General features: G+C 58.8%; 16 protein-coding genes. 13 read left to right on the forward strand and 3 right to left on the reverse strand.

All coding sequences use genetic code 11. The features are described from left to right. Positions 1-279 precede the first annotated feature (279 nt). The 11 genes from M0D67_RS27550 (at position 280) to M0D67_RS27600 (ending at position 12,702) form a co-directional block, all read left to right on the forward strand. Positions 280-1,278 carry a sugar ABC transporter substrate-binding protein gene (locus tag M0D67_RS27550; RefSeq protein WP_266240483.1) on the forward strand — a complete coding sequence of 333 codons (999 nt, stop codon included), beginning with the start codon at positions 280-282 and terminating at the stop codon, positions 1,276-1,278. A gap of 219 nt (positions 1,279-1,497) precedes the next feature. After that, entirely contained in the window at positions 1,498-2,886 is a 1,389-nt protein-coding gene (locus tag M0D67_RS27555) for a sugar ABC transporter ATP-binding protein (protein WP_266240526.1), read from the forward strand. A 3-nt stretch (positions 2,887-2,889) separates the two neighbouring features. Further along, entirely contained in the window at positions 2,890-3,861 is a 972-nt protein-coding gene (locus M0D67_RS27560) for an ABC transporter permease (protein ID WP_266240484.1), read from the forward strand. Next, positions 3,858-4,865, forward strand: a complete 1,008-nt coding sequence (locus tag M0D67_RS27565) for an ABC transporter permease (protein ID WP_171928604.1) — start codon at positions 3,858-3,860, stop codon at positions 4,863-4,865. Before M0D67_RS27560 ends, M0D67_RS27565 begins: the two co-directional genes overlap by 4 nt. 516 nt (positions 4,866-5,381) lie before the next feature. Further along, the gene (locus tag M0D67_RS27570) at positions 5,382-6,500 is read left to right on the forward strand and encodes a porin (RefSeq protein WP_266240485.1); all 1,119 of its coding nucleotides are present in this window, start codon (positions 5,382-5,384) and stop codon (positions 6,498-6,500) included. Between the two features lie 108 nt (positions 6,501-6,608). Continuing rightward, a complete protein-coding gene (locus M0D67_RS27575) occupies positions 6,609-7,739 on the forward strand; it encodes a YncE family protein (RefSeq protein ID WP_266240486.1) in 1,131 nt (376 codons plus the stop codon). Between the two features lie 139 nt (positions 7,740-7,878). Continuing rightward, positions 7,879-8,208 (forward strand): hypothetical protein, encoded by a 330-nt coding sequence (locus tag M0D67_RS27580; protein ID WP_174825329.1) that lies wholly within the window; start codon positions 7,879-7,881, stop codon positions 8,206-8,208. 323 nt (positions 8,209-8,531) lie between these two features. Beyond that, entirely contained in the window at positions 8,532-8,945 is a 414-nt protein-coding gene (locus M0D67_RS27585) for a heme-binding protein (protein ID WP_266240527.1), read from the forward strand. A gap of 39 nt (positions 8,946-8,984) precedes the next feature. Then, positions 8,985-10,187, forward strand: a complete 1,203-nt coding sequence (locus M0D67_RS27590; RefSeq protein ID WP_266240487.1) for an acetamidase/formamidase family protein — start codon at positions 8,985-8,987, stop codon at positions 10,185-10,187. Positions 10,188-10,289: 102 nt separating this feature from the next. After that, entirely contained in the window at positions 10,290-11,579 is a 1,290-nt protein-coding gene (locus M0D67_RS27595) for an MFS transporter (protein ID WP_266240488.1), read from the forward strand. Positions 11,580-11,742: 163 nt separating this feature from the next. After that, the gene (locus tag M0D67_RS27600) at positions 11,743-12,702 is read left to right on the forward strand and encodes a fumarylacetoacetate hydrolase family protein (protein ID WP_154565622.1); all 960 of its coding nucleotides are present in this window, start codon (positions 11,743-11,745) and stop codon (positions 12,700-12,702) included. 65 nt (positions 12,703-12,767) lie between these two features. Here the strand turns inward: M0D67_RS27600 and M0D67_RS27605 are convergent, their stop codons facing one another. After that, positions 12,768-13,634 carry an AraC family transcriptional regulator gene (locus tag M0D67_RS27605; RefSeq protein ID WP_266240489.1) on the reverse strand — a complete coding sequence of 289 codons (867 nt, stop codon included), beginning with the start codon at positions 13,632-13,634 and terminating at the stop codon, positions 12,768-12,770. Positions 13,635-13,816: 182 nt separating this feature from the next. Here M0D67_RS27605 and M0D67_RS27610 point away from each other — a divergent pair, with 182 nt between their 5' ends. Then, entirely contained in the window at positions 13,817-14,749 is a 933-nt protein-coding gene (locus M0D67_RS27610) for an alpha/beta fold hydrolase (RefSeq protein WP_266240490.1), read from the forward strand. A 23-nt stretch (positions 14,750-14,772) separates the two neighbouring features. On the opposite strand, the gene M0D67_RS27615 is transcribed toward M0D67_RS27610, so the two are convergent. Beyond that, the gene (locus M0D67_RS27615) at positions 14,773-14,976 is read right to left on the reverse strand and encodes a hypothetical protein (RefSeq protein ID WP_266240491.1); all 204 of its coding nucleotides are present in this window, start codon (positions 14,974-14,976) and stop codon (positions 14,773-14,775) included. 160 nt (positions 14,977-15,136) lie between these two features. Next, entirely contained in the window at positions 15,137-17,503 is a 2,367-nt protein-coding gene (locus tag M0D67_RS27620; protein ID WP_266240492.1) for a DNA polymerase II, read from the reverse strand. Between the two features lie 218 nt (positions 17,504-17,721). Between M0D67_RS27620 and M0D67_RS27625 the strand changes: the two genes are divergently transcribed. Beyond that, positions 17,722-18,147, forward strand: a complete 426-nt coding sequence (locus tag M0D67_RS27625; RefSeq protein WP_154565617.1) for a PRC-barrel domain-containing protein — start codon at positions 17,722-17,724, stop codon at positions 18,145-18,147. Positions 18,148-18,260: the final 113 nt, after the last annotated feature.

Below are 18,260 nucleotides of genomic sequence, written 5' to 3' on the forward strand. Positions count from 1 at the left end.
AAACCCTATGCGCTGAGCGTCATAAATGAATTGACAAAGGTATCTGCCTGGCTAGTATGTGCATACGTTTGCATAAAATTTGTTGCATGAAAGAAAAGTGAGAATGGCAGACGCGATGCAGTAAAAGCTTAATAATTGATTTGCTTTCAAGCAAACGATTGCATCGATTGTGCGCAAGATTGGAGGTGTTTCCCGGGATGCATTCCCGCAACCGGGCTGGCGTACCGGATTCGGGCACTCGCTTGAGGCCCGCCAAAAAACAGTTAAACGGAGACGACCTTGAAACTGACGACAGAACTGACGAGCCGACTGGCGAAAAAACGCATTCTCATCGCCTGTGCGTTTGCATTGGGCATTGCCGCGGGGCCAAACGCATTTGCGACTGGCGAGAGCGTTGCGGCTTTCTACAAGAATCAGGTCGACCCGCATTTTGCGCTCGTCCACGCCGGCGTCGACGCGGCAGCAAAGGATCTCGGCGTTTCGGTGACCCACTACGCGCCGACGCGGCCCAATGATCTCGGCGAGCAGCTCAGCGAGCTCGAGGACGTCAGTGTCAAGAAACCCAGCGTCGTGCTGTTCATGGGCGTCAACCCACATGGTGTCGTTCCGGAGATCGAGAAGGTCAACGCGATCGGTATCCCGATCGTCAACTACAACGATCGGGTTGCAGGCGGAAAATTTGCCTCCGTCGTCGTCGCCGATGACTTCAATCTGGGGCTGGACGTCGGCCGCTATCTGCTGAAGAGCCTGGGCGGGAAAGGCAATGTCGTCATTCTTGAAGGTGTGAAGGGCTCCACCACGAGTGACGAACGGGTCCGCGGTTTTCACAAGGCGCTGGAGGAATTTCCGAACGTCAAGCTCCTTGCCTCCCAGCCTGCGAACTATCAGCGTTTGCAGGCGCTTCAGGTGATGGAAAACCTGATTCAGTCAAATCCAAAGATCGACGGTGTTCTCGCGGCAGCGGACGTGATGGCGATGGGTGCCATTGAGGCATTGGAGGCGGCCGGGCAGAAGCAGGTCAAGGTGGTGGGTATCGGGGGCGTGCCGGAGTCGGTCAAAGCCATCAAGGACGGTCGACTGCTGGCGACGGCCGAATTCAACGGCTACAAGATGGGCTGCATTGCCACGATGGCGGCCGTGAAGACGGTGCGTAAGGAGTCCGTTCCGCAGACCATTCTGATCAAAGGCATCGTCATCGACAAGACGAACTATGCGCCATTCGAAGTGCCCGGCGACAAACGGCAGTGTCCGAAATGGGGCGATGTCGTGAGCAACTAACGAGCCCGGAGTTCGCGTTGTCGCGATGCCGGATTATCGCTCGAACGATACGCCGGCACTGCCAGTGACTGCTCAAGCCACAAAACGAAGGCAAACATGGAAACAACGATTCCGACCGATGGCGTGCCTCTTCTGGAATTGCGCAAGATCTGCAAAAGCTTCCCGGGTGTGCGCGCCCTGACTGACGTCGACCTTCAGTTGTATGCCGGTGAAGTGCATATGCTTCTCGGGGAGAACGGTGCAGGAAAGTCGTCCTTGATGAAAGTACTGTTCGGCGCGTACAGAGCCGACTCCGGCGAGTTCTTCAGCGACGGCCGACAGATAACAATCGAGTCGCCTGCCGACGCCAAACGACTCGGCATCGCGGTGATCTTCCAGGAGTTCTCTCTCGTACCGCACCTGAACATCGCGCAGAACATTTATCTTGGGCGCGAACCGCGCAATCGCTTTGGCCTGATCGATCATCGCAAGATGCATCTCGACGCGAGAGCCGCGCTCGAAGAACTTGGCCTTGCCTACGATACCCATGCTTATGCGGCCGACCTCGGCGTCGCGCAGCAGCAGATGGTGGAAATCGCAAAGGCGCTCTCGCACAATGCCCGCGTAGTGGTCATGGACGAGCCGACGGCAGCAATCTCCGACCGTGAGGCCGAGGCCCTGTTCAGTGTCGTCAGGAAGCTGCGCGAGTCCGGTGCCGCGATTGTCTATATCTCTCATCGCATGAAGGAGGTGTTCGACCTGGGCGATCGCGTCACGGTATTGCGTGACGGCCGTCTGGTGCGGTCGATGCCGGCCACCGCGGCGACACCCGATGAACTGATCGCGTTGATGGTTGGCCGGTCAGTCGGAACGGTGTACAAGCGCCAATATTTCGGCGAGCCGGGCAAGGTCGCACTCGACGTGCGCCAACTGACCACCACAACCGGCGTCCGAGGTGTCGATCTGCAGGTCCGGTGCGGCGAGATCGTCGGACTCTCGGGACTTGTCGGCGCCGGGCGCACGGAAGTCGTGCGGGCGGTCTTTGGCGCAGACCCGATCGAAACCGGCCAGGTCACCGTTTTTGGTGAGGCTGTGACCGGCGGTCCTCACAAAGTCGCGGCGATGGGCGTGGGTCTGATTCCTGAGAACCGGAAGCAGGAAGGACTGGCGCTGAAGCGCTCCGTGCACGAAAACCTGCTCACCGCCAGCCTGTGGAAACTCTTTCCGAGAGGATGGTATCAAGCGGAGAAAGCAAGGAGTGCGACTAAAGCGCTCGTCGATTCCTTGCGAATCGCTCCTGGCGACCCCAGTAAGAGCGCCCGTGTCCTCAGCGGCGGCAATCAGCAGAAGATCGTGATTGGCAAATGGCTCAGCGCCGGCTGCCGGCTGTTCATATTCGATGAACCGACGCGCGGCATTGACATAGGCGCAAAGACGGAAATTTTCAATCTGATCGAGAAACTGATTAAAGACGGTGCCGCCGTTCTTCTCATCAGTTCAGAATTGTCGGAGATTGTTCACGTTTGCGATCGCGCATACGTCATGCGCGAAGGCGTGGTCTCGGGTGAATTGCCAAGAGAAAGCCTGAGCGAACAGAACATTCTTCGTCTGGCAATGCATGGGAGTTAAATCATGGACGCAAGCGCTGAAAGAATCAGTGTGATACGAAAGCGGCGGCCAGTGCCGTCGATTGTCGCGGCGAGCGGTGTACTTGCGGTGGCGGCGATGTTCGGCGTGCCCGGGTTTGCATCGAGTGGCAACATCACCAACATCGGACTGCAGGTCTCGATCCTGCTCATGATTGCAATGCCGATGACGCTCGTCATCCTGAGCGAGGGGCTCGACCTCTCCGTGGGTGCGCTCCTCAGTCTCTGTGCGGTCGTTTTCGCTCAGACTCTTGGGTTGGGGTGGGGCATCGCGCTGGCGTTATGTGCTTCGGTGGCGGTAGGGATGCTGACGGGTCTCTTCAACGGCGCACTCATCGCGAGGCTGGGGCTTCCTCCCTTTGTTGTCACACTCGGTACGCTCGGCATTGCCCACGGTATTGCGCTAGTGCTGACGGACGGCAATGCGGTTGTCGTCGGGAACCCCAGCGTGGCCCAGCTCTACGCGTGGACCCTTCTCGGCATTCCGTTTCCGGTGATCTTTGCGCTCCTCGCGTATGCGCTTACCCATCTCCTGTTGTATCACACCCGGTTTGGCACCTATGTGTTCGCCATCGGCGGTAATCGGGACGCGCTGCTTCTCGCCGGCATCAAGGCCAAAGCCTTTCACATTGCGATCTATGTCTTCGGTGGATTGATGGTCGGCCTGGCAGCACTGGTGCTGGTCGGTCGAATGAATTCTGCAGAGCCCAATTCGGCAATCGGCATGGAGTTCGATGCCATTGCGGCCGTGGTCCTCGGTGGCACGTCTTTCGAGCGTGGCGAAGGATGGTTGTTCGGCACGGTCATGGGCGTCGTGACGATCGGCGTTTTGCGCAATGCCTTGAATCTCCTTGGCATTGAGTCCTCTCTTCAGGTTGTTTCCGTCGGGATGCTGGTGCTCCTTGTCGTTGTTATCGATAGTGTGCGCAAGTCCGGAGTCAATGGAGCGAAAGCATGAGTATTCTGAACAACTCCCGCTTCGTATGGTCCCGTGTCAGCCAGTTGGATGTGCGTCATCATGTTCGCGAGGAAACGGCCACGCTGATCTATCGCGCCGTACTCATCGTTCTGATTGCGATGGCATTGGCTTTCACGACGTCGGCGTTCTCCACAGCCCCCAATCTGCTCAACGTTCTGCGTCAGGCGAGCCTGATGTTCCTGCTCGCCTCCGGGCTTACGCTGGTGATCCTGTCCGGCGGCTTTGATCTCTCGATCGCGGCCAATCTGACGCTGTCGGCCTGCCTGGCGGCCGGTGTCATGAAGACAGGCGGGTCGCCGATTCTGGCAGCCGCCACCGCGCTTTCATGCAGCACGCTGATCGGTCTGCTCAATGGTCTCGCTGTGACGTTGCTGCGGCTTCCGCCGTTTCTCGCCACCTATGGGATGCTTTGGGTCGTTCAGGGGCTCGCGTTCCATTACATGGGCGGCAACGAAATCTACGGCTTTCCGACGGGGTTCAGAACACTGGGCACAGGATTCCTCGGCGGCATACCGTTGCCCGTCTACATGATGGTATTCGTGCTGATTGGCGCGACGATCGTCACGGGAGGACTCAACTTCGGCCGGGAAATCTATGCGATCGGCGCCAATAGCGAGGTTGCGAGGCTCTCAGGCATACCGGTGCGCCGGCGCAAAATTGCCGTTTATACGATAAGCGGCTTGATGTCCGGGATTGCCGCGCTCATCTATCTCGCGCGGGTCAATGCAGCAGATTCAGCCATGGGCGAGCCGCTTCTGCTTCCCGTTATCGCGGCCATATTGATCGGCGGCACGTCCCTGTTCGGTGGCGCAGGGAGCTTGCTCGGCACGTTGTCCGGGTGCCTCATTCTTGCACTCGTGATCGACGGGATGAACCTCCTGAACCTCAACTCAAACTGGCAACCATTGATCATTGGCGCCGTTCTGCTCGTTGCCGTACTCGCGGACGTGCTCGGACGGGGCAGAAACGAGCGGATCGGCTGACTCTGCCAGGCGATACATGACCTCACGGTTGTTTGTCGCTCATTGTGTTGTTAGTCCTGTATGCCCTTTGCCGTTGTTGTCGCTATTTCCACCTGACGTTAGTCACGAAAACGGACGCTTTGATAAGCGGCGAGACTTCGAGGTCAAGGACTTTAACCGGATGTTCCGTATTATCTGAATAACGATCCGGCCGACACAAACGTAATCGCTAACGAGATCAGTTGAGAACGCACCGGAAGAATAGGGCGGCCAACGGATCTTCAATACGAGTCTTCAGGCAATTGATTGCATCAGTATTGCAGAAGTAGATCTTTAGGAAGGATTTGGCGTGGTGGTGGGGCGGAAAGCCGGCTAAGGCGATGACCGAGGCAATCTGGCTGTCGTGCAGGTGCGTCGCGTGTTTCCTTTAGCTTGTCTTTCTTTCCTGAACGATTCGTACAACGAATATATAAATGCGAGCTGTGAAGTCGGAAACGGCTGGCAGTGAATCCATTACTAAGAGCGAGTGAGGAAGACATGAAACGAAGGCTGATTGCCGCGGTCATTGGCGCGGGGCTGTGCAGCGCTGGTTTGAGCTGTGCGAGCTTTGCGCAGAGCAGCATCACGATGGCGGGCAAACTGGACGACGGTATCACGTTCGTCGACAACGAAGGCGGTCACCACAATTACAAGGCCGATAGCGGCGTGCTCTTTCCAAATCTATGGATATTGACGGGCACCGAGGATTTGGGCGGCGGCATCAAGACCGTGTTCAAGTTGTCGTCGCTGTTTAACCTGAACAACGGTCAGCTCAATCAGGCGAACACGCTATTTGGCCAGCAGGCATGGGTGGGTCTGCAGACCGACTACGGCACGCTGACAATGGGCAGGCAGTTCGACTTCAGCGCGGATTTCTTTGGGCAGTTCAACGTGGGCGCCTCCGGCAGCGGTTACGCGATCCATCAGGGCGACTTCGACCACACCAACAATGACCGCATGAACAACTCCATCAAGTACACGAGTCCTGTGTGGGGCGGCTTCACGTTTGGCGCGATGTACGGCTTTAGCAATACGCCGGGAAGTTTTCATGACGGAAGCGGTTGGAGTGCCGGCTTGCAATACGCCAATGGACCTCTGATTGTGGGGGCAGCGTACACGTACGAGGCCAAGCCCACGCTGGACCCTTATGCGCAAATTGGTGTCCACACGTTCTTCAATGTGCCTGTCGCCTCTGTGTCGGGCAATACCGCGACCGATCTGATGCCCGAGTTCCAGATCAGCTCTCTGGGAACGTTCGGGATCGGCGCATCGTACGCGATCGGAGACTTTACGCTCTACGGCGACTTCAGCGACACCGTCCTGAAGTACCAGGCCCAGACCTCGGTCATGCATGTCTATGAAACCGGGGCGACGTATCAGGTCACTCCGGCCACGCAACTGGTTCTGGGTTATCAGCACACCGGCTTCGAAGGTCACACGTGGAATCAGGTGACTGCAGCGGCGCTTTATTCGCTGTCGAAACGGACCCAGGTTTATATCTCCTCGGATTACCTGAAGGCGTCATCCGGCGTGGACCCCGTCATCGGCGGGAGTTTCGCGCCCTCGCTGGCACGTCAGCAGGCTGACGTGCGAATCGGCATGTATCACGCTTTCTAAGCACCCTTATTTCGCAGGTTTGTCTGCGCTGCGATAACCAAATTGGGGAAGTGCTCCCCGTCCCAGCCGCGGCTGGAAATTTTAACGATTGATTGGAGGAGTCAACACATGAAACGTACATACCTTGGCCTGGCTTTAGCGGGTACTTTCGCGGTCGGCGCTTATACGTGGGCGAGCAACGCGGCGGAGACCGCGCCCAAATGGGTTGCGAATATTCCGGTGACGAGCGCCAAGCCGTTCGGCTTCGACATCAGTGCGTCGGCGGATGGCAAGTACTACCTGGCTGACGGGGCGAACGCCACGCTGGACGTGTTCGACGCAAAGACGGCCACGCTGCTCGACCAGATTTCGGCGAACTTCGCCGGCATCGGACCGAGCCATGACAAATCTGGACCGTCGGGGGTCACGCCGTTGCCGGGCACGTCGCTGGTGTACGTGGGCGACGTCAACTCGGTCAAGGTGATCGACGTCGCAACCAAAAAGCTGGTTAAGACCATTACCGTCAGCACGTCCGGTATTCGCGCCGATGAGAGCTGCCTGGACCCTGTGCATCATGTCGTGATGTTCTCGAGCGGCGCAGAGGAACCGCCTTTTGCCACCTTCATCAATACCGAGAGCCAGGAAGTGATCGGGAAACTCTCGTTGAAGGACTCGACCGGTCTTGAAGCGTGCGCGTATGACCCGAAGGGCAAGAACTTCGTGTTGAACAACGATGGTACGAAAGCCAACCCGAAAGGAGAAGTCGATGTGATTCCGGTCGCGTCGGTTCTCGAAGGCAAGCCTGTCGTTGCGAACGTTTTCTCGCTGAAGGGTTGTGAAGGCCCGACCGGCCTCGCGATGGGCCCGGGCAACGATGCACTGATCGGATGCGATCCGGACGAGGGTGGCAAGCAGACTACGGTGATCATCGACCGTACAAACGGCAAAACCGTCGCCGAGTTGCCGTTCGGCGGCGCGGACGAAGTCGTGTACGACCCGGTGTCCAATCGTTACTTCCTCGCCGCCGGTCACCGCTCGGCCGACAACGTCTCCCAGGTCGGCAGCAAGACGGCGAAGTTCGACCCGGCACTCGGCATTATCGACGCCGCTACGCGCAGCATCGTCGCGATTGTTCCGACCACGATGGGCGCGCACTCAGTGGCGGTGGACGGTGAGTCTCATCGTGTCTTCGTGCCGCACGGACCGGGGCACTCGGAGCAGTTTGCAGGTGCGGGCGTAGCGGTATTCACGACCGAGTAAGTGCCCCTGTAGCTGTTTGCCGCGTGTGACTCGCAGTCGGGCCGTTGCCATGTCCCCAGGACTTCGTCGAGTGGTCCTGGGGCGCCGTGCAGCACTGTCCGGCTGCCCTCAGTAGTTCAACTTTCAAAAAGACTCAATCATGGTCCAGTTTCGTGCAGTTTCAGCTGCACTCGTCGTATCGCTTGGTTTGGTGCTTATCGAGACGCCTGTGGCGACGGCTCAACCGGCTAGTGGCGAGCAGGCGTCCTCCTCCATGGGCGCATCAACGCCAAAGCAGATCGCCAAGGCCCAACGGAAGGCTGCTAGCAAGGCCCGGCGGGAAAAGAAGAACGCCGAGTTGAAGGCCCTCGAGAAGAACGGCTATCGAGAGTCAGGCAATCAGGATAACTATCCGCAGAATCTCATGGACGCGGAGCGTAAGGCCGCTGCATCGAAACCCGCTACGCCGGCGTCCGCATCGGGTCAATAACACGCTCGACTTTAAGGGTGGCGCTGGGGGCTGCGTTCTCAGCGATAGGCCTGATCAGAAATTATCGGACTCGTTGGTAAGCGCGCAATCTTTCTGGTTATAGGGACGCGCGCTCCCCAGCATAAGCTTCATCTATCGAGCGGTGCTCGAGGTGTCATGAAGAGGAGACTAGCTTGAGATTCCGTCGTTCAGCTCCGTCAAACAAGGCTGTATTCGCCACATTGCTGGGTTCGGCGTGCCTCGTCTTTCTGAGCAACGTTTGCGCTGCCGACACAACTCAAGCGCAGCAGGCAGCGCCTCCGCTTGCAAGCTATTCGCTGAGTATCAAGCAGGCAATGAAGCTTGTCGACATCGCAACGGCAACTGCGCAGAGCCGCCATCTCGCGATGAGTTTCGCCGTGCTCGACCCGGGAGGGCACCTCATCATGGCTGTACGAATGGACGGCGCGCCATTTGTTAGCGTTGATTTCGCCCGCGGCAAAGCCTTCGCCTCCGTTGCGCTCGGCGGCCAGTCCGGTGCAACGCTGGAGCAGCGCTTCAAGGACGATCCTTCGGAGTACAGCAATGTTTCCGGTGCTGGGTATTTCGCCCCGTTTCTGCCGGCACGGGGTGTGTTTCCTGTTTTTGTCGACGGGCATCTGTTAGGTGCCGTTGGCGCGAGTGGGGCGCCCTCTGAGATCGATGATCAGGTCGTCAAGGGTGCAATTGAAGCAATCGGCGCAACGACTGTGCGATGACACGTCGTGTCCTATTGAAACGATATTGGGAAGATTTTCATGAAACGCGAAACAGAACAACGCGATGCAGTGGGCGTAACAGGCGCCACGGACGACAGGCATGCCTCGACATGTGACGCCACCGACGCTTGCCGCCGATCGATTCTGAAGCTTGGTTTCGGCGCGTTTGCGGCGGGTGCTTTAGGTTTTTCCGGCGCGGCTCGCGCGCAGAGCGGCTCGTCGCAAGGGGCGGCTGTCGCGGCAGCCTCGCGCGAAGGTCAGACCATCAAACTGGTGCCGTCGCTGGAAACGGTCAAGGTCGGGCAGATCGAGCCCAGCGCGCCGACGGCAGTCACGATCAAGTCGGGCGATACCGTCTGGTATGACGGCACTTGGACCAATTGGGGCAATGAGGCCAAGTATGGGCTGACCTTCAAGGAGCGCGAGCCGATCCGCAAGAAGTACCCCAACGGTCCCTTCTCGCTGATTGGGCCCGTTTCGATCATCGGTGCCGAAGCGGGCGATCTGGTTGAATGCCGTATGTTGAAGATGCGGCCGATCGACTGGGGCTGGAACTCCGCGCCTCCCGGTGTCGGCGCATTGCCGCACGATTTCAAGCCTTACCTGCGCTATCTGAAATTCGACAAGGACAGGACCGCCGCGGCATATGTGCCGGGCGTCAATATTCCTCTGCAGCCATTTCAGGCGTATATCGCCACGCAGCCGGCCGGCGAGAAACCCGTCAGCGCGAATCTGGCCGGCAATTACGGCGGTAATCTGGACTGTGCCGTGCTGGGTGTGGACACGTCGATCTTCCTGCCTGTACAGGTCACCGGTGCGCGGGTGTGGACGGGCGGCTCCATGGGCGCCTCGGGTGAAGGCAACGTCGATCAGACCTCGATTGAGACTGCCTTCGAAGAGATGCGCATCCAGTACATCCTGCACAAAGGCGCTGCGCTGAATGTGCCCATGGCGGAGACGCCTGACCACTGGATCGGTTTCGGGTTTTCCGACTCTCTCGAGAATTCACTGGTTGCCTGTCTGCGCCAGATGATCAGCTGGCTGTCTGCCGCCAGTGGCATTGCACCGGAAGATTGCTATGGAATCTATAGCGTGGCAGGCAGCTTCCGTGTGACGCAATACGCCAATCAGACCGGAACGGTTTACTCGACCATTCCGCCCAAAGGCATTCATTGCATGCTTCCCAAGCGCATTTTTACCCCCGCGCTGCAGCAGCGCATCGCAGCGTCTATACGGGCTTGAGTCCATGGTGGTGCGTCAGTTCAACAGGCGTGTGCTCGCGCCTGGCTACAGCATGTCAGCCGGGTCGCGTACCCGTGCACGAGTTGCAAAGGAGATGATTCGATGATTGCGAAAGACCCGAACCCGTCCATGGAAGGCGGCCTGGCCAAAACACGCCGCGTGGGGCCCGTGCTGGCCCTGCTGGTGTGCTTCCTGGTGATCGTTCTGGACGGATTCAACACCACGTCGATCTCCTTTGTCGTGCCGAGGCTCGCTCATGAATGGCATCTGGCGCCGGCGCTCTTCACCACCGTTTTTGTCGCGACGAACATTGGCGCGGCGATCGGCTTCATGATTTCCGGTCCGCTCGCTCAACGTTTCGGACACCGTTCCATAGGTGTCGCGAGTGTTGTGCTATTTGCCGGGAGCACGCTCGTGACGGCGTACGCGACCAATATCGCCAGCATGTCCGTCATGCGCCTTGCGGCGGCCATCGGTTTGGGCGCGGCGTTGCCGATCGCCATTACGGCGGCGGCCGGCATCATTGGCGCGAAGCATAAGGTGGCGGCGTCCCTGCTCGTTACGACTGGCATGTCCGTCGGCGCCGTCACGGGCGGCGTGGCAGGTGGTCCTCTGATGAGTCACTTCGGCTGGCAGTCGATCTTTGTGACCGGTGGTGTCCTGCCTTTCCTGCTGGTTGTTGCGTTCTTTCGCATCCTCCCGGCGCGCAGCCCGGTGATAGCCGATGCCGCCGCCGTGCGTGTGTCTAACCCGCTCAAGGCGCTGTTCGAAAATGGTCTGGGCGCCTATACGTGCCTGCTGTGGCTGTTCTCATTCCTGATCTTCATGGACGTCTACGCACTGCTGTTCTGGGTGCCGACGTTGCTGGTGGATTTCGGCTTCTCAGCGGACCATGCGTCGGTCGGCATGGCGGCCTTCAGTATCGGTGGTCTGAGCGGCAACGTCCTGATGACGGTGGCGGTCACGATGATGACGCTTGCCGGCAGGCTCAGGGTGAAATCGGCGCTGGTTGTGGGATTGTTGCTGGTGATTATCAGCGTCGGCAGCCTTAGCCAGGTGGCGGTGACGCCGGCCATCGTGCTGCTGTTCATCGGTGTGATCGGCGCAGGTCTGGTCAACGGCATCATGGGCCAAACCGCGCTCGCAGTCGCCTTCTATCCGCCGGAGATTCGTGCAACCGGGGTGGGCTGGGGGCATGCAATCGGGCGGGTCGGTTCCTTCGTTGGGCCTGCGATTGGCGGAGGCTTGCTGTCGCTCGGTTGGCCGGTGCGCGAGATTCTCCTCACCGCCGTTGCGCCGGCCGGCGCGGCGATCCTCGCTCTCGGCGCCCTATCGTTGGTCGGTCGTAGAGCGGTTCAAAAGTTTCCCGATAACGCCGTGGTGGAGAACTGAGACTCGCCACGTCATGCTCCGCTGATTGACGAGTCGTCAATCGAACTCATGAACGCTCGAAAACGCCGGCGTGCCGCCGGCACTATTGATACACATGGGACAGCGCTCCCACATTCAGACTGCAAATCCAGCTATTTAATCCAACCCAAAGACACACTAGATCATGAAAATTATTGCTTACTCAGACGGTGGCCGCATCGCACTAGGAGTCGTCACCAGCCCGACCCATTTCGTTGCTGTCTCCGACATCGCCCCGGACCTGCCATCAAGCCTCATTTCAATCCTGGAGCAGGAGGATGGACTCACGCGGTTGCGGTTAGCGGCAGAAGGACGGCAAGGCGACCGGGCGCTCGCTGACGTCACACTCAAGCCCTTCCTGGACCGCCCAAACGCGATGTGGGCTTTGGCGTTGAACTTCAAGAGCCATATCGCGGAGACGGGACTTCAAACGTCGATGGAATTTCCCCACCTTTTCATGCGCACGGCTGCATCTTATGTCGGCGCCGGTGAGCCGATTCTGGCGCCGCCGGAATCCGTTGCACGGGCGTTCGACTACGAGTGCGAACTAGGTGTAGTCATAGGCACGCCTGGTCGTTACATTCCGGTGGAGCGAGCGCTGGAACATGTTGCGGGTTACACCTGCCTCAACGAAGGATCGGTTCGCGAGTTCCAGATGCACAATCGTCAATTCGGCCTCGGCAAGAATTTCGAAGCATCGGGGTCCTATGGGCCGTGGTTGATGACCCGCGACGAATTTGGCGATCCTGCCACGCACTCCATCAAGACTCGCATCAACGGTGTCGTTCGTCAGAGCGCACCTCTCGACGATATGCTGTTGAGTGTTGCGCAAGTCATCAGCTATCTGAGTCAGGGTTATCGTTTGCGGCCAGGTGATCTGATTGCGATGGGTACGCCTGGTGCGTTGAAGGCTCAGCCGGATGATGTCGAGGGCAATGACCTCTCGCGTCAATACGGTCCCTTTCCCACACCGGGGCTGGTGCATATGCGAGCGGGAGACTGGGTCGAGGTGGAGATCGACGGACTGGGTGTGCTTGGCAATCCAGTAGCCGCCGATGCGTCCGTCAGCGAAAGTGGTTATGCAGTGCGGAAATCCGCGGCCTGATTCCGGTTAACGCAATCCTGGCTTTCAGAGGGTGTGGGGATCATTCGAAGCCCCCACACCCCCGTTCAGCCGCGCTGATTGTCCAGCGTCACCGAGTGCCTGCGAAACTCACTGGGTGGAACGCCCATGTGTTGTGCGAAGAAACGGGTGAAGTGGCTGTGTTCTTCGAACCCCAACTCTTCGGCGACTTCGGAAAGCGGTTTATCGCTAACTCCAAGCAGTTGGATCGCATGAGACATGCGGACCCAATCTATATAGTGCTGCGGTGAAATGCCCATGCACAGTCGGAACTGCTGGAAGAATCTCGACCTGGACAAGCCGACTTGAGCCGCCACTTGGGCAACGGTGGGATTCGTCAGCGACGCGTGCTTGATGAAATCCAATGCTTTGCGGATGCGAAAATCGACCGGTCTGCCTGACGGGATGATGCCGGCCGTCAATGCGGGATCGGCAAAGTCCCGACCGAGTGCGGTCACCAGATCCGCAAGAATCGGCATGCAATTGTCGTCCTGGGCGACCAGGTGGTTGGTGATCGCCGCGGCGATGCGATCCACGTGGTGCTGCACGTCCGGCGTGACGACGACCTCAGCCTTCGGGAAGATGCTTGCAGTGCCGCTTTCGGCGAGTTTCAATTGCTGGCGCAACCAGGGGGCTTCGACGACGAGGGAAAGGATCAGGGAAGGCTCGTCGTCGCTGCAGCTTTTTGAGTGTTCGACCCAAGGGTTCAGGCAGATTGCCCGCGCCGCTGTAAGCGTGCAATCGTCTGCGCCGATGCGGAAATTGCAGTTGCTTCCACCAAGCTTGAAAAGGAACTGGTATTGGGAGTGAGCGTGCGCGACAAGCGGACGGCTAATGAAGTTCACCGTTGCTCTCCCGAAACTTCCTTGCAGAATCCAGACGGGCTTGTCCCCATCAATTGGTACTGTTGTCATACCCAACATTTCTCCACTTGGAACGAGGCAGCGCACGACGCTTTGCCGGGTTCCATGAATACAAAAAAAGACGCTTCGGTAAGCGGCGAGATCCTGCGGAAGGCCAGGAGATTGATAACTCGCACAGACGTCACTTAATCAAAAGTAAGGAGTGCAGTCAATGGGTAGAAACGTGCTCCGACATGCGTGGTGGTTTCAGTGAGAATTTCAGAGCGGATTTCAGAAAGTCAGGACGATTTGGCAAGCAATCGGTACTTTCGGTCAGGTGTTCCGGTGAAGGTCAGCTTATATTGATTCCACCGTGTTATTCGAAAGTAGGGATAGGCATGCCGTTTTTTGAACGAGAAGGGATACGCTTCGCATACGATGAGTTCGGCCCTGCGGGGGCGCCTGTCGTTGTATTCAGCCATGGCTTCCTGATGGACGGCGATATGTTCCAGTCGAACATTGCGGAGCTGGCGAATGAATTCCGTTGCGTCGTTTGGGACCAGCGAGGTTTCGGTGCAACCGGAGCCACGACCCGGGCCTTTAGCTATTGGGACTCCGCGCAGGATCTCATTGCCTTGCTCGATCATCTGGAGGTTGCCTCGGCATCGCTTGTCGGCATGTCTCAGGGCGGATTCATATCAATGCGTGCGGCGTTGCTGGAACCGGACCGCTTTCGGGCGATCGCCCTGATATCGACAAGAAGTGATGTCGACTCCGAAGCGGTCCAGCAGTCTTTCGAGGAACTGAAGGCGGAATGGGCACGTAATGGCGCGAAGAACGTCGCACAGAATCTGTCGGCGTTTCTGTTCGGTCCCGAGTACGCGGCATCGGTATGGATCCAGAAATGGATGAACGCTGGTTCGGATCACTTCGAACATCCCGTCAATGCCCTTGTCTCGAGGGACGACATCACGCCGCGCCTTGGCGAGATTACCCATACGTCGATCGTATTTCATGGACGCGACGATGCCGCCATCAGCCCTGACTGCGCAGAGGCGCTCGCCGCCGGGTTGCCGAACTGCAAGGATCTTATATTGGTCGACCGGGCGGGGCACACGCCGAATTTAACGCATGCCGATATCGTGAATCCGCCGTTACGGGATTTCCTGCTTCGCTACGCACGCTAAAGCAAGCCACTCGCCTATCGCGCTTACTTGCTGCCCGGCACGGTCTGATTGTTGTCTTGTGGCGCCTGAGCCGCTGTATTCTGATCCGCGCCGGCCTGGTTCGCGCTGGACGGTTGATAGCGGGTGTGTTCGTGGTCGTGATTGACATGCATATGCTCGCTGGCAGAGGCCGGAGTAAAGAAGGGCATGCTTAAAACCACGACCGCACAAAACGCAGTGACTTTCATGATGATCCTCTCCACTTGATCTGAAGCGCGTTGGGTTAGCGCCGTTTACATTCTATTCGCAGCGCGGGTCAGTGGAAGGTCGGGTTTGGCTCGATCTGAACGATCGCATTCAAATCATTCGTTTTATGGACAACAAGTTGATCGCCATCGTGACCACCCGTCAGAACAACTGTTTCTGCCCGGACATCAAGGTCGTAAAGTCGTCCCGCAATAGCGGCAGGATCGCGTCGGCCACCGGTTGCAACTGCCGCGTCAGATAGTGTTCGTAGTCGATCGCCGAGCGCAACGTTTCGAGCGGTTCCGGTCCGGCGGTTGTCATCACATAGCTGATCCAGCCGCCGTCCTGGTATTGCAGCGGGCGCCCCTGTTGCCGGTTGAACTCGTCGGCCACACGGGCCGCACGCACATGCGGCGGCACGTTGCGCTCGTAGTCGCCGAGCGAGCGGCGTAGCCGCTTGCGGTACACGAGTTGATCGTCCAGTTTTCCGTCCAGCGTATCGCGCACGTAGTCGCGCACATAGTCCTGATACGGCAATTGCTTGAAGATTCGCCGATAAAGCTCCTGCTGGAACTGCTGGGCGAGCGGCGTCCAATCGGTCCGCACCGTTTCGAGCCCCTTGTAGACGATCTCTTCGCTGCCGTCCGGCAAAACAGTCAGCCCGGCATAGCGTTTCTTGCTGCCTTCTTCGGCGCCGCGAATCGTCGGCATGAAGAAGCGCTTGTAGTGCCGCTCGAATTGCAACTCGAGTGCGCTCTCGAGTCCAAAACGCTCCTGCAGATTTTGCCGCCACCGCGCGTTGATATGCTCGACAAGCGCTTGGCCGATGCGACTCGCGTCTTCCTCGCTATGCGCGTGCTTCAGCCACACGAAGGTCGAATCCGTGTCGCCGTAAATGACCTCGTAGCCTTGCGCCTGAATCAGTTCACGCGTGGTGTGCATGATTTCATGGCCGCGCATGGTGATCGACGACGCAAGACGCGGATCGAAGAACCGGCAGCCGGTGGATCCGAGCACGCCGTAAAAGGCGTTCATGATGATCTTCAACGCTTGCGAAAGCGGCTTGTTGTGCTCACGCTTGGCGGTTTCGCGCCCCTGCCACACGTGGCCGACAATCGACGGCAAACAATGGCGGGTGCGCGAGAAGCGTGCGCCGAGAAAACCCGGCACCGATTGATCGTCGCCGGGATTGAGCATGGCTTCCACGAGACCCACCGGGTCGATCAGAAACGTGCGGATGATCGACGGGTACAGGCTCTTGTAGTCGAGCACCAGGACCGAGTCGTAGAGGCCGGGCCGTGAATCCATCACGAAGCCACCAGGGCTCGCGGCACCGGCCACGTCACCGAGATTCGGCGCGACGTAGCCTTGCCGATGCATCCGCGGCATATACAGATGCGTGAACGCCGCGACCGATCCGCCGCTGCGATCCGCAGGCAGGCCGGTGACCGTCGCGCGTTCCAACAGAAACGGCAGCAACTCGGTCTTCGCAAAGATACGCGTGACCAGCTCGCAGTCTTTCAGGTTGTACTGCGCGAGCGCGGGCTTGTCCTCATCGAAGCGACGCTGGATTTCATCCATGCGCTGATACGGATTGTCGATCGACTTACCTTCGCCCAACACCGTGCGCGAGACATATTCGAGGCTGAACGAAGGGAAACTCCACGTTGCGGAGCGCAACGCTTCGATACCGTCGATGATCAATCTTCCGGCGGCGCCCGCGAAGAAATGATTCTGTTTGTGGCCGTGCTCACGCCATTCCATGACCGCACCGCCGCGGCCGAGCCGTAGCGGCACGCGATATTGTTCGGCGTGCTGCAGCAGCACACGCAAATCGAACTGCACGAGGTTCCAGCCGATGATCGCGTCGGGGTCGTGCCGTTCTAACCACGCGTTCAGTTTTTCGAGCAACTGTGCGCGGGTTTCGCAGTATTCGAGGTCGAAGTCGACACCGCGGGCATCGCCGTTCGGCGGCCCCAGCATATAGACCTGGCGCTGCCCGCAACCTTCGAGCGCGATCGAATAGAGTTCGGCATGCGCGCTGGTTTCGATATCGAGCGACACCAGCTTTAGTGACGGCCGGTAGTTCGTCGCTGGCTTCAATTCGCCGTTCAGAAGCGGGCCGCCATGCTGTGCGTCGCCAGCGAACCACACCGGCGCGGTAATGAAGCGCTCCATCATGTAGCGCTCGGGCGGGAAGATGTCGGCCTCGTACACATCGACGCCGCCTTGTTTCAGGCGTTTCTCGAAGCCCGTCAATTGACGGTACTGCGGGCAGTAAAGCCCCATCACCGGCCGCTGCTGGAAGTCGCACAGTTCGAGCGGACGCAGATCGAGCGGCGCCTCGCGGCGCAGGATGGTTTCCGCTCGCTCGCGGTGGTCGGCCGGAATAAATGCCACCGAAGGCTGAGGACGCAGGCGCACGTGACGGGGCCCGCCGTCTGTTGCCAGCCAGAAATCTACCTCCGTACCGGCGGGCGTATCCCGCCAGTGTCGGGTCAAAATGAAACCCTGTTCAAGCTCAGTCAAACTTCCACCTCTAAACGGGCGTCATCGCCTGGCTCGATTTTACCGTTATGCGCTTTGGGCCGTGCCCCCGCGGTTTCCGTGGCAGCGAAGGGGGCTGGGTTCGTCCGCATGGCACGTCTGGATGCAGACGCGCGGCGTAGTCTGTATCATCGTTTTGCAGCGATTCCTTCGGCGCAGGCCATGCGCCGGTCAAGTCTACTAAGAATGGAGTGAGCGATATGACGTTGAGCAAACTTGTTGTCGTGGTCGCGGTAGCTGCAACCAGCTTTGGTGCGCAGGCGCAAGTCGCCGGCACACAACCCTTGAGCGTCACGGTCGAGCAGTCCAATGCGCTGCTGAGCGGCTGGAGCGTGAAGAAGAGCATTCTTGGCAAAGCCGTCTACAACGATCAGAACGAGAAGATCGGTTCGATCCGCGATCTGGTGATCGCGCCAGACGGCTCGCTGTCCGCTGCCATCGTCGCCGCCGGCGGATTTCTCGGCGTGGCATCGCATGACGTAGCGGTGCCGATCGCTGCGCTGGATATTCGCGGGGGGAATTTCTATCTGGCCGGCGCGACCAAGGACGCCTTGAAGGCGACGCCCGAGTTTCAGTACAACAAGGTTCAGGCACCGCCGAAGCCTAAAAAGCTGACCGGCCAATAATGCCTCAAGCCGGCGGATTCAGCGGCTGGGCCGCACCTGGTGCCTTCTGAACGGCCGCTGAATCCCGCGGCAATAGAAAACGGCGCTCGCGGCGCGAATCGGTAGTTGGCCCA

Source organism: Paraburkholderia sp. SECH4, from assembly GCF_030511745.1.
GTDB lineage: Bacteria > Pseudomonadota > Gammaproteobacteria > Burkholderiales > Burkholderiaceae > Paraburkholderia > Paraburkholderia madseniana.